At 58.5% G+C, this 13,799-nt stretch carries 13 protein-coding genes; 8 read left to right on the top strand and 5 right to left on the bottom strand.

All coding sequences use genetic code 11. From position 1 onward, the window contains the following. The first annotated feature begins 96 nt into the window (after nucleotides 1-96). From AB3X39_RS03915 to rfbC, 8 genes are read left to right on the top strand one after another with little or no spacing between them, the layout of a single operon-like run. Complete coding sequence (locus tag AB3X39_RS03915) at nucleotides 97-1,185, top strand: glycosyltransferase family 4 protein (RefSeq protein ID WP_369416040.1); 1,089 nt, start codon at nucleotides 97-99, stop codon at nucleotides 1,183-1,185. Next, entirely contained in the window at nucleotides 1,185-2,234 is a 1,050-nt protein-coding gene (locus tag AB3X39_RS03910; protein WP_369416039.1) for a GDP-mannose 4,6-dehydratase, read from the top strand. The genes AB3X39_RS03915 and AB3X39_RS03910 overlap by 1 nt, the downstream gene beginning before the upstream one ends. Next, complete coding sequence (gmd, locus tag AB3X39_RS03905) at nucleotides 2,231-3,316, top strand: GDP-mannose 4,6-dehydratase (RefSeq protein ID WP_369416038.1); 1,086 nt, start codon at nucleotides 2,231-2,233, stop codon at nucleotides 3,314-3,316. Before AB3X39_RS03910 ends, gmd begins: the two co-directional genes overlap by 4 nt. Then, nucleotides 3,309-4,154 carry a DUF5672 family protein gene (locus AB3X39_RS03900; protein ID WP_369416037.1) on the top strand — a complete coding sequence of 282 codons (846 nt, stop codon included), beginning with the start codon at nucleotides 3,309-3,311 and terminating at the stop codon, nucleotides 4,152-4,154. The genes gmd and AB3X39_RS03900 overlap by 8 nt, the downstream gene beginning before the upstream one ends. A 43-nt stretch (nucleotides 4,155-4,197) precedes the next feature. Next, nucleotides 4,198-5,259 carry a dTDP-glucose 4,6-dehydratase gene (gene rfbB / locus AB3X39_RS03895; protein ID WP_369416036.1) on the top strand — a complete coding sequence of 354 codons (1,062 nt, stop codon included), beginning with the start codon at nucleotides 4,198-4,200 and terminating at the stop codon, nucleotides 5,257-5,259. A gap of 31 nt (nucleotides 5,260-5,290) precedes the next feature. Further along, on the top strand, nucleotides 5,291-6,196 hold the full coding sequence (gene rfbD, locus AB3X39_RS03890) for a dTDP-4-dehydrorhamnose reductase (RefSeq protein WP_369416035.1): 906 nt from the start codon (nucleotides 5,291-5,293) through the stop codon (nucleotides 6,194-6,196). 43 nt (nucleotides 6,197-6,239) lie between these two features. Then, nucleotides 6,240-7,121 carry a glucose-1-phosphate thymidylyltransferase RfbA gene (gene rfbA / locus AB3X39_RS03885; protein ID WP_369416034.1) on the top strand — a complete coding sequence of 294 codons (882 nt, stop codon included), beginning with the start codon at nucleotides 6,240-6,242 and terminating at the stop codon, nucleotides 7,119-7,121. Between the two features lie 37 nt (nucleotides 7,122-7,158). Further along, a complete protein-coding gene (rfbC, locus tag AB3X39_RS03880; RefSeq protein WP_407069355.1) occupies nucleotides 7,159-7,713 on the top strand; it encodes a dTDP-4-dehydrorhamnose 3,5-epimerase in 555 nt (184 codons plus the stop codon). On the opposite strand, the gene AB3X39_RS03875 is transcribed toward rfbC, so the two are convergent. The 5 genes from AB3X39_RS03875 to AB3X39_RS03855 all read right to left on the bottom strand — a co-directional run bounded on the left by AB3X39_RS03875 (nucleotide 7,700) and on the right by AB3X39_RS03855 (nucleotide 13,784). Then, nucleotides 7,700-8,575, bottom strand: coding sequence for a rhamnan synthesis F family protein (locus AB3X39_RS03875; RefSeq protein WP_369416032.1), 876 nt, complete (start codon nucleotides 8,573-8,575; stop codon nucleotides 7,700-7,702). The two genes, rfbC and AB3X39_RS03875, sit on opposite strands and share 14 nt — an antisense overlap. 89 nt (nucleotides 8,576-8,664) lie before the next feature. Further along, nucleotides 8,665-10,122, bottom strand: coding sequence for a glycosyltransferase family 2 protein (locus tag AB3X39_RS03870; protein ID WP_369416031.1), 1,458 nt, complete (start codon nucleotides 10,120-10,122; stop codon nucleotides 8,665-8,667). A 344-nt stretch (nucleotides 10,123-10,466) separates the two neighbouring features. Beyond that, nucleotides 10,467-11,630, bottom strand: coding sequence for an acyltransferase family protein (locus AB3X39_RS03865; RefSeq protein WP_369416030.1), 1,164 nt, complete (start codon nucleotides 11,628-11,630; stop codon nucleotides 10,467-10,469). 11 nt (nucleotides 11,631-11,641) lie between these two features. Then, the gene (rng, locus tag AB3X39_RS03860; protein ID WP_369416029.1) at nucleotides 11,642-13,132 is read right to left on the bottom strand and encodes a ribonuclease G; all 1,491 of its coding nucleotides are present in this window, start codon (nucleotides 13,130-13,132) and stop codon (nucleotides 11,642-11,644) included. A 22-nt stretch (nucleotides 13,133-13,154) separates the two neighbouring features. Next, nucleotides 13,155-13,784 (bottom strand): Maf family protein, encoded by a 630-nt coding sequence (locus tag AB3X39_RS03855; protein ID WP_369416028.1) that lies wholly within the window; start codon nucleotides 13,782-13,784, stop codon nucleotides 13,155-13,157. Nucleotides 13,785-13,799: the final 15 nt, after the last annotated feature.

Below are 13,799 nucleotides of genomic sequence, written 5' to 3'. Positions count from 1 at the left end.
CAAGGCTCGGATTGTAGGCAGCAGACACAGGGAGTCGAAAGAAAGGGCCGCGATAATGCCGACCTCGTCCCACTCACGCATCACGAAGCAGCCCCCATGAATCGTCCGCCCCTACGTCGCATCGGTCTGAGCTTTGGCCAATTGCGGACTTTCCATGACGGCTTGGGCGAAGTGTCGCAACAGCTCGGTCAGCGTTTGGCCGAACGGGCCCCCCAGTTGCTCGAAGAACACGGGCTGGAGCTGTGCTTTCATCTGCCCGAGCGGCTGCACGGCCATTTTGGCCCCCAAGTGCGCTACCTCGGGACATCCCATTGGCAGCGCTGGCTGCATCTGCGCGGTGAGCGCTTTGATCTGTGGCATTCGCTGCACCAGTTCAACCCCTTTCGCGCGCCAAGCTCGGCCAAGGCGGTCTTGCAAGGTGTGATGGATCTGAACTTTCTCTACTTCCGCTCCGGCGACAAGATCCAGAAATACCTGCGGCGCATCGACACCCAAGTCAAGCGCAGCGATGCGGTGGTGACGATCAGCCATTTCGTCAAAGGCGACATCGAAACCCACTTGGCCACCCAAAGGCCGGTGCATGTCATCCACTTGGCTTCGCGCGATTTCAGTCAGCAGCCGCAGACCCCCCTGCCCGGTCTACCCGGCTTGGAGCCCGGCAGCTTCTTCTTCCACATCAGCCGCATGGCCCCGTCGAAGAATCTGGTCACCTTGATCGACATGATGGCGCTCTGGCCCGAAAAAACCTTGGTGCTGGCGGGGGGCGACAGCGCCGATGGGCGAGCCTTGCAAGCGCAGGTCCAAGCCCGGGGTCTGCACAACGTGCAGTTTCATTTCGACGTCAACGAAGGCCAAAAGGCGTGGCTTTACGCCCACTGCGCCGCCTTCATGTTCCCCTCGCTCACCGAAGGCTTTGGCTTGCCAGCGCTGGAAGCGATGTACTTCGGCCGACCCGTGTTCTTGTCCAACCTGACCAGCCTGCCCGAGATCGGCGGCGAAGAAGCCTTCTACTGGCACGACTTCGAACCCGCAAGCATGAAGCGCTGTGTCGAGCAAGGCCTCGCCCACTTCGATGCTCAGGCGGGGGCGCGGGTCCGGGCCCGAGCGCTGAGCTTTTCGTGGGATCGCTGCACCGACGAATACCTCGCGCTCTATCAGCAACTCATGCAGCACGCCCAAGCCTGATGCAAGAACGCGTCCTGATCACCGGCATCCTCGGCCAAGATGGCGCTTATCTGGCCCGGCATCTGTTGGATCTTGGCCATGACGTGATCGGCCTGGGCCGCGAGTTTGACGATCCGGCGCGGCTGTGGCGCTTGCGTTATCTGGGCGTGCACGATCAGGTGCGTTTGGTCGAGCTGGACTTGGACACGAGGGGCAACGATGTGCTCACGCGCATCGCCGCTTTGCGCCCAGACCGAATCATTCATCTGGCGGCGCAAAGCTCGGTGGCGCGCTCCTTTGCTGAGCCTTTGCTCACTGCGGAGTCCGCCGGCATGGGCGCAGTGCGGATCTTTGAAGCGGCTCGTCAGCTTGGCGGTGTGCCGGTGGTGCAGCCCTCCTCGGCCGAGATCCTTGATTTGCAGGGCCAAACCCACATTGATGCGCACACCCCCATCGGTGCCCAAAGCCCCTACGGTGCCGCCAAAGCGTTTGCCCATCTGATGGCGCGGGTTTATCGCCAAAGCATGGCCACACCCATCAGCACCGCGATCCTCTTCAACCACGAAAGCCCCCTGCGTGGCGACGCTTTTGTCACCCGCAAGATCGTGCGTGAGTTGGTGCGGATCCGGCGCGAGTTGGATGCGGGTGTCACCCAACCCGCCCCACTGCGCTTGGGCAAGCTCGACGCACTGCGCGACTGGTCGCATGCGCGTGACATCGTTCAAGGCTTGTGGCTGATTGCCCAACATCCCCAAGCCGGGGATCATGTTTTGGCCAGCGGGCGCCTGCACAGCGTGCGCGACTTTGTCAGCCTCACCGCCGCTCACGTGGGGCTGGATATGGTCTGGGAGGGCCAAGGGCTGGATGAGGTGGGACGCTGCCCACGCGACGGCCATGTGTGGGTCAGCGTGGACCCCGCTTTTTACCGCCCCACCGATCCGGATCAAATGCCGGTCGATCTCCGAAGCACAATTGAGGCCCTGCATTGGCAGCCGACCCCCTCGCTGGCCCCCTTGATTGCCGAGATGTGCGACTTTGAATTGACGATGAACGGAAGAAACGCCCCATGAAAAAAGCCCTGATCACCGGCGTGACCGGCCAAGACGGTGCCTACCTTGCCCGTCTGCTGCTCGACAAGGGCTATGAAGTGCACGGCGTGCGTCGGCGGGTGTCGATCTTCAACACGCAGCGCATCGACGCCATCTATGACGATCCGCATGTCAGCGACGGCCGCTTCGTGCTGCACTACGGCGATCTGACCGATTCGACCAATCTGGTGCGCTTGGTGCAGCAGATTCGCCCGGACGAGATCTACAACTTGGCCGCCCAAAGCCATGTCGCCGTGAGCTTCGAAGAGCCCGAGTACACCGCCAACGCTGATGGTTTGGGCGCGCTGCGCTTGCTTGAAGCCATCCGCATTGCCGGGCTGGAAAAAACCTGCCGCTTCTATCAGGCCTCGACCTCTGAGCTCTACGGCTTGGTGCAGGAAGTGCCGCAAAAGGAAAGCACACCCTTCTACCCGCGCAGCCCCTACGCGGTGGCCAAGCTCTACGCCTACTGGATCACGGTCAACTACCGCGAGGCCTACGGCATGTACGCCTGCAACGGCATCTTGTTCAATCATGAGAGCCCGCTGCGCGGCGAGACCTTCGTCACCCGCAAGATCACCCGCGCCTTGGCGCGCATCGCCATCGGCCGCCAGCCCTGCCTGTACCTGGGCAACATGGACGCGCTGCGCGACTGGGGCCACGCCAAGGACTACGTCGAGATGCAGTGGCTGATGCTTCAGCAAGAGCAAGCCGAAGACTTTGTGATCGCCACTGGTGAGCAGCACAGCGTGCGCGAGTTTGTGCAAAAAGCGGCTCAGCGCATGGGCTTGATAATCCGCTTTGAAGGCCAAGGCGTGGAGGAGGTCGGCTTGATTGAGGCCGTGCTGGATCCGGCTTTGGCTTGCAAGGTCGGCGACACCGTGGTGCGGGTCGATCCGCGCTACTTCCGCCCCGCCGAAGTTGAAACCCTGCTCGGCGACCCAACCCACGCGCATGCCAAGCTGGGCTGGAAGCCACGCACCACCTTTGATGAGCTGGTGCAAGAGATGGCCGACGCCGACTTGCAAGAAGCCCGCCGCGAGGCCCGCGCTGACCATGGCTGAATCAGCATCACGCTTGGCCCTGCCGCAGGTCACGATCTGCGCCGTCGATACCCGCACCCCCGGTGCCGCGCTGGCCGGCATGCAGCGCTCGATGGCGCAGATCGACTTCGGTGATGCGATTTTGTTCACCGCGCCGGACCGGCTGGACGATGTCCACGACCCACGTGTGCGCGTGCTGCCCGCGCCCGGCGTGGATTCGGTAGCGACCTACTCAGCGTTCATGTTGCAGGGCTTGGCCCCCCATGTGGCGACCAGCCATGTGCTGATCACCCAATGGGACGGCTTCGTCATCCACCCCGAAGCTTGGGAGCCGGCCTTTCTCGACACCGATTACCTCGGCGCGCCGTGGATCTGGTGCGACCGGGACATCGCCGTGGGCAACGGCGGCTTTTCGCTGCGCTCCAAGCGCTTGCTCGACGCCCTGCTCGACCCGGCGTTCGTGCGCAGCAATCCCGAAGATCTGGCCATCTGCCATCGCAACCGCGATCTCTTGGTACAGCGCCACGGCATCCGCTTCGGCGATTTTGCGTTGGGGGAACGTTTCTCCTACGAGCCGCGCCGACCATCCCAGCCGACCTTTGGCGTCCACGGTTTCTTCAACTTTGGCGACTTCATGGACGACGCCGAGTTGGCGGTGTTTGTGCGCGACCTGCCCGACGCCATGATGCGCGGCGTTGATGCCCGCAACTTGGCGCGCAACCTGCTGCGCCTGAAGCGCCCCCAGGTCGCCGGCCAAATCGTTGGCCGGCGTTGGGCCTTGGGCATGCGCGACTGGAAAACCCTCCGGCTCGCCACCCACTGGGGCTGGACCCGCCTCGCCCACGCTTTTTCGCTCTGACCCTCTGCCCACCTCTTGACACTCCTTTGACACCCCTGAACCCATGATTCTGATCACAGGCGCGGCCGGCTTTATCGGCGGAAACTTCATCCATCATTGGTTCGACAAGAGCACCGAGCCGGTGCTGGTGCTGGACAAACTGACCTACGCTGGCAACCCGCAAACCATCGCGGCACACCTCGACGCCGGTCGTTGCACCTTGGTGCAGGGCGATATCGCCGATCGCGCTTTGGTCGCCCAACTGCTGGCTGAGCATCAACCGCGCGCCGTGTTGCACTTCGCCGCCGAAAGCCACGTCGATCGCAGCATCCACGGCCCCGGCGAATTCATTCAGACCAACATGGTCGGCACGTTTGAGCTGCTCGAAGCGGTGCGCGCTTACTGGGGTGCGATGACTACCGAGGCCAAAGCGGCTTTCCGTTTCCTGCACGTTTCGACCGACGAGGTCTATGGCTCGCTCTCCGAGACCGACCCTGCCTTCTCCGAGACCACCGCCTACGCGCCCAACAGCCCGTACTCGGCCAGCAAAGCGGGCTCGGATCACTTGGTGCGCGCCTATCACCACACCTACGGCTTGCCGACGCTGACCACCAATTGCAGCAACAACTACGGGCCGTACCACTTCCCGGAAAAACTCATCCCGCTGATGATCTTGAACGCCTTGGACGGCAAACCCCTGCCGGTCTACGGTGACGGGCTCAACATCCGCGACTGGCTGTATGTCCGCGACCACTGCGAGGCGATCCAACAGGTCTTGGCCAAGGGCCGCGTCGGCGAAACCTACAACGTCGGCGGCAAGAACGAAGTGCGCAACATCGACGTGGTGACCACCATCTGCCGCAAGCTCGACGAGCTGCGCCCCAAGGCCGATGGCAGCCGCTACGAAGCGCAGATCACCTATGTGGCAGATCGCCCGGGCCACGACCGGCGCTACGCCATCGACCCCAGCAAGGTGGAGCGCGAGATCGGCTGGCAACCGGCCGAGACCTTCGAGTCGGGCATCGACAAGACCGTGCGCTGGTACTTGGACAACACCGTCTGGACCGACGCCGTGCGCACCGGGGCTTATCGCGACTGGGTGGCGCAAAACTACGCGGCCCGTTGAGTCGTTCAAAGCAAGAAAGAAGGGACCTTCCATGAAAATTCTTCTGCTCGGTAAAGGCGGCCAAGTGGGCTGGGAGTTGCAGCGTGCGTTGGCCCCTCTGGGCCATGTCATCGGCTTGGACCAAGACGGCAGCGTTCAGCATCCCGGCTTGTGCGGCGACTTTGCACATCCCAGCGCCTTGGCTGAAACCGTGCGCTTGCTGCGCCCGGACGTGATCGTCAACGCAGCAGCCCACACCGCTGTCGATAAAGCCGAGAGCGAACCTGATTTGGCGCGGCGCATCAACGCCACCGCCCCCGGCGTGCTGGCTCGCGAAGCGGCGGCACTCGGCGCTTGGCTGGTGCACTACAGCACCGATTACGTCTTTGACGGCGCAGGTGACCACGCCCGGCTGGAAAGCGATGCCACCGGCCCCTTGAACGTTTACGGCCAAACCAAGCTCGAAGGTGAACAACTCATCCAAGCCAGCGGCTGCCAACACCTGATCCTGCGCACCAGCTGGGTCTACGGCGCACGCGGGTCCAACTTCGCCAAGACCATGCTGCGGCTGGCAGGTGAGCGCAACAAGTTGAGCGTCATCGACGACCAAATCGGTGCGCCCACCGGAGCCGATCTGCTGGCCGATGTCACTGCCCACGCCTTGCGCAGCGCCCAAGCCCGCCCGGAGGTTTCCGGGCTGTACCACGTGGTCGCCGGCGGTGAAACCAGCTGGCACGGTTACGCCCGCCACGTCATCGCTTGGGCCCAAACCCACGGCCACGCGCTGCAAGCCGTGCCCGAAGCCGTCCTGCCCATCCCCACCAGCGCCTACCCAACGCCGGCCAAGCGCCCGCTCAACTCGCGCCTCTCGACCCAGCGCCTGCAAAGCACCTTCAACCTCACCCTGCCCCCATGGCAGCCGGGGGTGGAACGGATGCTGGCGGAAGTGCTGGGCTGAACGCGGCACACCTACTGCACAACAACAACCCAAGGAAACGTTTATGCAACGCAAAGGCATCATCCTCGCCGGGGGTTCCGGCACCCGGTTGCATCCGGCGACCTTGGCGATCAGCAAGCAGTTGCTGCCGGTCTACGACAAGCCGATGGTGTACTACCCGCTCAGCACCTTGATGCTGGCTGGGATTCGCGACATCTTGGTGATTTCGACCCCGCAAGACACGCCGCGCTTCGAGGCCTTGCTGGGCAACGGCAGCCGCTGGGGCTTGAACTTGAGCTACTGCGTGCAGCCCAGCCCAGATGGGCTGGCGCAAGCCTTCATTTTGGGGCGCGAGTTTGTGGGCGGCTCACCCAGCGCGCTGGTGCTCGGCGACAACATCTATCACGGCCATGATCTGCCGCGCATCCTGCGCCATGCCACCCACCGCACCAGCGGCGCCAGCGTCTTTGCCTATCACGTCACTGATCCCGAACGTTACGGTGTGGTTGAGTTTGATGCCGACAAGCGCGCGCTGAGCATCGAAGAAAAACCCAAGGCACCCAAGAGCAACTACGCCGTCACCGGGCTGTATTTCTATGACGAACAGGTCTGCGACATCGCCGCGTCCATCCAACCAAGTCCGCGTGGCGAACTGGAAATCACCGAGGTGAACGCCACCTACTTGCGGCAAAACCAGCTCAACGTCGAAATCATGGGCCGGGGCTACGCTTGGCTCGATACCGGCACGCACGACAGCTTGCTCGAAGCGGGTCAGTTCATCGCCACGCTCGAAAAACGCCAAGGTTTGAAGGTGGCTTGCTTAGAAGAAATTGCCTTTCGCCAAGGCTGGATCGACGCTGAACAGCTGGCACGCTTGGCGCAGCCGCTGCTCAAAAATGGCTACGGTCAGTACCTGATGAAGGTGCTGCACGACACCATTTACTAAAGCCTCAAAGACCGAGACAAAGACCCCCCAGATCATGCTGAAAGTCATCCCCACCGATCACCCCGACGTCTTGATTTTTGAGCCCCGCGTGTTTGGCGACGCCCGAGGCCATTTTTTCGAGAGCTGGAATCAACGCACCTTCAACCAGGCGGTGGGCCACGAGGTGACGTTTGTGCAGGACAACCAATCGCGCTCGCAACGCGGCGTGTTGCGCGGCCTGCACTTTCAACGGGCGCCCCACGCCCAAGGCAAGCTGGTGCGGGTCACATCGGGCGCCGTGTTTGACGTTGCGGTCGATATTCGCCCGGAGAGCCCCCACTTCGGCCGCTGGGTGGGGGTTGAACTCAGCGCCGACAACCACCGCCAACTCTGGATGCCCCCCGGCTTTGCCCACGGTTTTTTAACCCTGAGCGACAGCGCCGAATTCCTCTACAAAACCACCGATTACTACGCGCCCAAGTCCGAAGGCTCGGTGCGCTGGAACGACCCAGCGATCGGTATTGAGTGGCCGGACTTGGGTGTCCTACCGCTGCTGGCGACCAAGGATGCCGAAGCGGCTTTGCTGAAGGACATCAACCTCACTTCGGCTTAACCTGCTCCCGCTCCCAAGCCTGAAGCATCTCCGCCGGGAGTGCCGCACGCACGGCCGGATTGTGCTGACCTTCAGCCAACACGCTCACCTTCAAGTACGGAAAACCGCGCTCCATCAAGCTGGCCCAACGGTAGTAAATGCTGTTGGCCTTGTAGAGATTGTGCGGATCGGCCTCAAACAAGGCCTCACAGCGCAAGCCTTGCGCTTTCATCGCCAAGGTGAAATGGGTTTCGTAGACATCAATGACCAGATCCTTGTTGGGCAGGTTCTGGATGGAGGCCATGGCCTGCGCAAAGAGGCCGCGCTGCAACGCTTCGCGCTGAAAGACCAAGAAAAAGCTTTGAAGATGCCAGCGCGGTGCCCAGTTCTCGGTCAGACCAATCACATCGCTCTTTGAAGCCCGCACCCGATCCACCAAAGCTTTGAACGCCGGCTGCGACACCGGCCCGATGATGCTGTCGTTGGCCAGCACCACCCGGTCCAGCTCAACGGTGCCGAGCTTGAAGTGATCCACGGCATGCGCCCAGGCGGCGAAATCAAGCCCGGTGTTCTCGCGCACACAGATGGCTTCACAAGCGACCACCAACGCCGGGTCCAACGTGAACGTCTCAGCCGCATGAGGACTGTTCAAGATCAGAATGACCTCAAAACCTTCCTGACGAAAAGCTTGGATGTGATGCAACACATGCGCTTTAACCGTGGGTTGCGGCGCATAGCTGACAAACAAACAGAGATCACGGCCGGCACTTGTTGCTTCACCAGCCACATCCGCACGCTGATGCACCACCGTGAAACCGGCATCGGTCGCCATCGACGGCTTGGCCATGAACGCCAAGAGTGCTTGCTCGTAGCGCTGGGCCATCACAGCATATTCACGCCGACGCACATAAGGTAGTTTTTGCTTGAGATGCCATAAAAAGGCGCGAAACTTGAAATAGCCGCTGTTTTGCATTAGGCACTCAATTGATCGATAAACGCAACACTCGAAAAACGTGTCGGCATTGAACGATGGAAAGACTCATCATTCAAGGTACAGTTTTTATTATAGAAAGGATCGTTTTTTAGTAGGTCATCATAGGTTTTATGCATGAAATCACATTCGCGCAAAAATCGAGCTTTTTTCACAGGATGGTCATCAAGACCCCGTGTCGCTGATTCATGATGAATCAACGTTGCAAAAGGTGTCCACACATTCATATAACCAGCCTGATGCACACGCAAACAAAAGTCAACATCATTGAAGGCGACTTTCAAATCAACGTCATTGAGACCACCCATGGATTCATAAATGGATCGACGCACCAACAAGCAAGCCGCAGTGACCACCAAGAGGTTATGCGTTAGCACCGCCCGGCCTTGGTAGCCAGCCTGATCGGACTCAAGGTATCGATGAATATGGCCAGCTACGCCGCCCAATCCAGCAATAACACCAGCATGCTGCACCCGACCATCTGGATATAAAAGCTTCGCACCAACAACACCGGTGCCAGGCCTTGAGCCCAATGAAATCATTTCATCCAACCAATCATCATGAATGATTTCAATGTCATTATTCATCAAAACAATATAATCTCCGCGAGCCTTAACAACAGCATCATTGTTCAACTTTGAATAATTAAACTCGCCATCATCCCTGACAACAGTAATATTTGGCAAACCATTCAATGATTCAAAATACTGCAATGACTCAGGATCATCAGATCCGTTATCAACCAAGATGATTTCATAGTTTTTATACGTCGTTTTTTCAACCAAACTTTGAATGCATTGCTCGACAAGCGACTTGGCGTTGCGCGTCGGAATGATGATCGAAACCAAGGGCACGGATGCCGGCATGGGATAGCGCACCCGAAACCATGGTCGTCCAGAGAAGTCTTCCCCATGATGTTGCGCCAAGGCACCAGGAAACACCCGATCCAAATGGGCCTGCAAGGCCGATGTGGCGCGCTGTATCGCACCCAACCGCTGCCGCTGCGGGAGGCAGCGCACGTGATACAAAACCTGTGGCACATGCACGATGCACTTCGCATCCAGCACTTCTTCAACCGCGTGAAAGATCAGCTGTGAGCCCATCAAACCCCGATCAATGGCATCCCACAGGTGCGCTTCAAGAATCACATGCTTCCGAAGAACAGCAAAAGGCCCGATATACCCAGCAGATCTGAAAAAATCGGGACTCCAATCAGGTTTGAAATCAGGATTCATGCGTGCATTGGAATCAGAAATCTGATCTTCATCTGCATAGATGATCGCCGCCGATGGCTTGCAATGGATAGCGCACGATATCCAACTCAAGGCATCTGGATGCAACATATCATCCTGCCGAGTAAATCCAACATAATCACTTAAAACTGCGCAATTCAAATCATTTGGTTCAATCAACTTGATGCGATCGTCCTTGATGCTCATAATATGCATCCAATTTTGGATTCGCTCTTTATCCAGTACTGAGCAACAAATCCAAAGATACCAACACTTATTGCTTTGCCCTAAAACAGAGCGCAAAAACTCCGTAAAATAAAAGGGATGTGGATTTTTACAAGAAACCACTAAACTGACTGTGGGCGAATCATATGTGGCTGATGTTTTGGCCAAGTCAAGACTATTTATAGCCTCCTTACGACTGTTTAACTTGATCCACTCACTGTAGGAGCATTCGCCCGATTTTAGAAAAGATTCCCGACCAAGTCGACGCCGAATAAGCCGAGTCCTGTTGACAGATTTCAACCAAGATGACAATCGCTCAAGCCAGATCATTCAGACCACCTTTGATGATTTTTATTCATGAATGGTCTCTCCCAAAAAACGAATGAAACAAAACTAAATAGAACAAGCAAAGGAACGATCATCATGATCGTTAACCAATGATCATGCCCTGATAGATGGCTTGGGGCAACGTACCCGTTGATCGCATTGAACGCCATAAACAAGCACAGGCCATGAAGCATATAAATGCTATACGCCATTTGGCCCAAGATGTATGAAACATTTGTCGTCAAAGATCCAAACAGCGTATTACCGGAAGCAATCAAGACAAAAACAGCGGTCAACATGATCGACTGAATCGCACCGTAGGCGGTATCGAACATCATCACCTCCATGCCGAGCAACAAGATCATGAGCCATGACGCCAGATGGCTTGAGGCGAACATTTGTAACTTGGGATGGCGTGCAGCCCAAGCCGCCAAAATGCCTCCAAGAAACGAGGTCACATGAATCAATACCGGTTGGCGGGCCAAGAGCAACAACAAAGCCAGTGCCCCCATCGCCGTCCATTTTCGGGACGACCGAAGGCCGACCATGCCTCCAAGGACCGGTAGCGATGCGTAGAAAAGCCACTCATAGGGCAGCGACCATGTGACCCCAGCGACGATGGTGAACGTATGAGAAACGCCGTTCAGATTCGGTGCGCCCCACGCCGTGAAAAACACCCATGACAACCCATGGCGAATCAAGGTGAGGAGATGGTCTTGGAGTTGCCAGCCAGAGACTTGAGCCACACATAACGCCATGAGAAGCATGGCGAAAAGATACAGCGGCACCAAACGCCTTGCTCTGGATCGAAACAACGCCGCCCAGTCGATCGGGATACCCCGATCACGGTGATCGAGTAATTTTGAAAAGAACAAAAAACCCGTGATCATGAAGAAAAAGGCAACGCCTACCTGACCCAGTTGGGTATACAGGCGCGATGGCGGCACCGCCCAAACATGATCACGTTGATAGAAATACCAAATACAAGCGTGATGTAGAAAAACACTCAACGCCAGATAACCCCGTAAACCCTCAATGGATCGATATCGCCCCACCGGTGCGATAACGCCCCAGAAACGCTCCAACAAGCGTGCCGTCACGATGGCAACACAGAGCACCAAAAGCACAGGCCAAGGGCTCACCGGATCCAAAGCAAGATCCATCCATCAGCCCCTTACATCAACACAATGTCGTACTGCTCCGGATTCATCGTGGCTTCGGCTTGCATGGAGATGCGTTTACCGATGAATTCGGACAGTCCGGCCAGATGGGTGCTTTCCTCATCCAGCAGCATTTCAACCACCGCCGGGGCGGCGATGACGCGAAATTCCTGCGGATCAAACTGGCGCGCTTCGCGCAGAATTTCGCGCAGGATGTCGTAGCAAACAGTGCGGGCATTTTTGACTTGGCCCCGCCCCTGACACGTCGGGCAAGGTTGGCAAAGCATGTGTGCCAAGGATTCGCGCGTACGTTTGCGGGTGAGTTCCACCAAACCAAGCTGGGTAAACCCGCTCACCGTCACTTTGGTGCGATCGCGCCCGAGTTGCTTGCGTAATTCCGCCAGCACCGCCTCTTGATGATCGGTTTTCACCATATCGATGAAGTCGATGATGATGATGCCGCCCAGATTACGCAACCGCAATTGGCGCGCAATCACCCAAGCCGCTTCTAAATTGGTTTTGAAAATGGTGTCGTCAAAATTGCGCGCACCGACAAAACCACCGGTATTGACATCGATGGTGGTCATGGCCTCGGTTTGATCAAAAACCAGATAACCACCCGACTTCAGATCCACCCGGCGCGCCAAGGCACGTTCAATTTCTTGATCAATGTTGTGCAGGTCAAACAGCGGTCGATCGCCCTGGTAATGCTGCAAACGCGCCACAGCACTTGGCATATAACGCTGACCAAAAGAGCGCAGCGCCTCGAACTGCATGCCTGAATCGATGCGAATCGACTGCGTCTGCTCACCCACCAAATCACGCAAAACCCGCTGCACCAAGCGCAAGTCCTCATGCAAAAGCGAGCCCGGCGGGGTACGCATGGCCGCAGCGCGGATCTCGGACCACGTTTTGCGCAGATAAGCAATGTCATCGGCCAGTTCAGCGTCGGTCGCATCTTCGGCGTTGGTGCGCAGGATGAAACCGCCACCGCCGCCCTCCTCGCGCGTCCCCACCAGCTTGTTCAGGCGTTGGCGCAATTGATCGCGCAACTCGCCAGAGCCGATCTTTTGCGAGATCCCGATGTGCTCGTCCTGCGGCAAATAAACCAACAAACGCCCGGCAACCGAGATTTGAGTGGAGAGCCGAGCACCTTTGGTACCGATGGGATCCTTGATCACCTGCACGATCAGGGTTTGACCGTCAAACACATGCTTTTCGATCAGCGGTGGCGCAACACCCGCGTCCGTCTGCGGTCCCCGACCATGGTGACCGACACCCGGCACATGCACATCGGCCACATGCAAGAAGGCCGCGCGCTCTAAGCCGATATCGATGAAAGCCGACTGCATGCCGGGCAGCACCCGCGCCACGCGACCGGCATAAACATTGCCGACCAGACCGCGCTCCAGCGTGCGCTCGATGTGCAAATCCTGCACGACCCCGTTCTCCACGGTGGCCACGCGCGTTTCCTGCGGCGTCCAGTTGACGAGGATGTCTTGCATAGCAGGTGTTGTGATGTTCTTTTTAGAGGGTCCAACCGGTTTGCCGCAGCAAACGCGATGTTTCAAACAAGGGCAGCCCCATGATGCCGGAATAACTGCCCTGAATACGCTCAATCCACATCGCTGCACGGCTCTGGATGGCATACGCCCCGGCCTTGCCCATCGGCTCACCACTGGCCACGTAGGCGTCGATGTCAGCTTGCGACACTTGCGCCCACCGGACCCGTGACACGCTGACCGCCAAGGCGGCGGCCTTCGGAGCATCAAGCCCATCGGAGCGCCCCACCATCACAGCGGTCAGCACCCGATGGGTCTGCCCAGAAAGCAGTTGCAGGATACGTGCCGCGTCGGCCGAGTCCTCCGGTTTGCCCAAGATCAGATCGCCCAAGGCCACGGTGGTGTCGGCGCACAAGATACAGCCCGGCGGCAAATCGCAGGCCTTGTGCCGGGCACAGGCCGCCGCCCATTTAGCGCGTGTCACACGCTCGACATAACGCCGGGGTGACTCGCCGTGGCGGGTCGCCTCAAGGGCTTCGGCGTCTTCGCCGGCCAAAGGCAAGAGCAGTTCATGGCGCACCCCGATCTGGTCGAGCAGCTGGCGGCGTCGCGGGCTTTGCGAGGCGAGATAAAGCACGGGCAAAAGGGCTGTCATGAGGAACGAACCCAC

The organism is Leptothrix ochracea, from assembly GCF_041083635.1.
Taxonomy (GTDB): Bacteria; Pseudomonadota; Gammaproteobacteria; order Burkholderiales; family Burkholderiaceae_C; genus Sphaerotilus; species Sphaerotilus ochraceus.
The sequence above is the reverse complement of the archived record's forward strand: the minus strand, read 5'-3'. Positions and strand labels throughout refer to the sequence as shown.

Excerpts from the sequence above, each read along its gene's own strand:
- AB3X39_RS03915 (WP_369416040.1), top strand. The coding sequence starts at position 97 with ATGAATCGTCCGCCCCTACGTCGCATCGGTCTGAGCTTTGGCCAATTG.
- AB3X39_RS03875 (WP_369416032.1), bottom strand. The coding sequence starts at position 8,575 with ATGGCCCAGCGCTACGAGCAAGCACTCTTGGCGTTCATGGCCAAGCCG.
- rfbA (WP_369416034.1), top strand. The coding sequence starts at position 6,240 with ATGCAACGCAAAGGCATCATCCTCGCCGGGGGTTCCGGCACCCGGTTG.
- rfbB (WP_369416036.1), top strand. The coding sequence starts at position 4,198 with ATGATTCTGATCACAGGCGCGGCCGGCTTTATCGGCGGAAACTTCATC.
- AB3X39_RS03870 (WP_369416031.1), bottom strand. The coding sequence starts at position 10,122 with ATGAGCATCAAGGACGATCGCATCAAGTTGATTGAACCAAATGATTTG.
- gmd (WP_369416038.1), top strand. The coding sequence starts at position 2,231 with ATGAAAAAAGCCCTGATCACCGGCGTGACCGGCCAAGACGGTGCCTAC.
- AB3X39_RS03910 (WP_369416039.1), top strand. The coding sequence starts at position 1,185 with ATGCAAGAACGCGTCCTGATCACCGGCATCCTCGGCCAAGATGGCGCT.
- AB3X39_RS03900 (WP_369416037.1), top strand. The coding sequence starts at position 3,309 with ATGGCTGAATCAGCATCACGCTTGGCCCTGCCGCAGGTCACGATCTGC.
- AB3X39_RS03855 (WP_369416028.1), bottom strand. The coding sequence starts at position 13,784 with ATGACAGCCCTTTTGCCCGTGCTTTATCTCGCCTCGCAAAGCCCGCGA.
- AB3X39_RS03865 (WP_369416030.1), bottom strand. The coding sequence starts at position 11,630 with ATGGATCTTGCTTTGGATCCGGTGAGCCCTTGGCCTGTGCTTTTGGTG.
- rfbD (WP_369416035.1), top strand. The coding sequence starts at position 5,291 with ATGAAAATTCTTCTGCTCGGTAAAGGCGGCCAAGTGGGCTGGGAGTTG.
- rng (WP_369416029.1), bottom strand. The coding sequence starts at position 13,132 with ATGCAAGACATCCTCGTCAACTGGACGCCGCAGGAAACGCGCGTGGCC.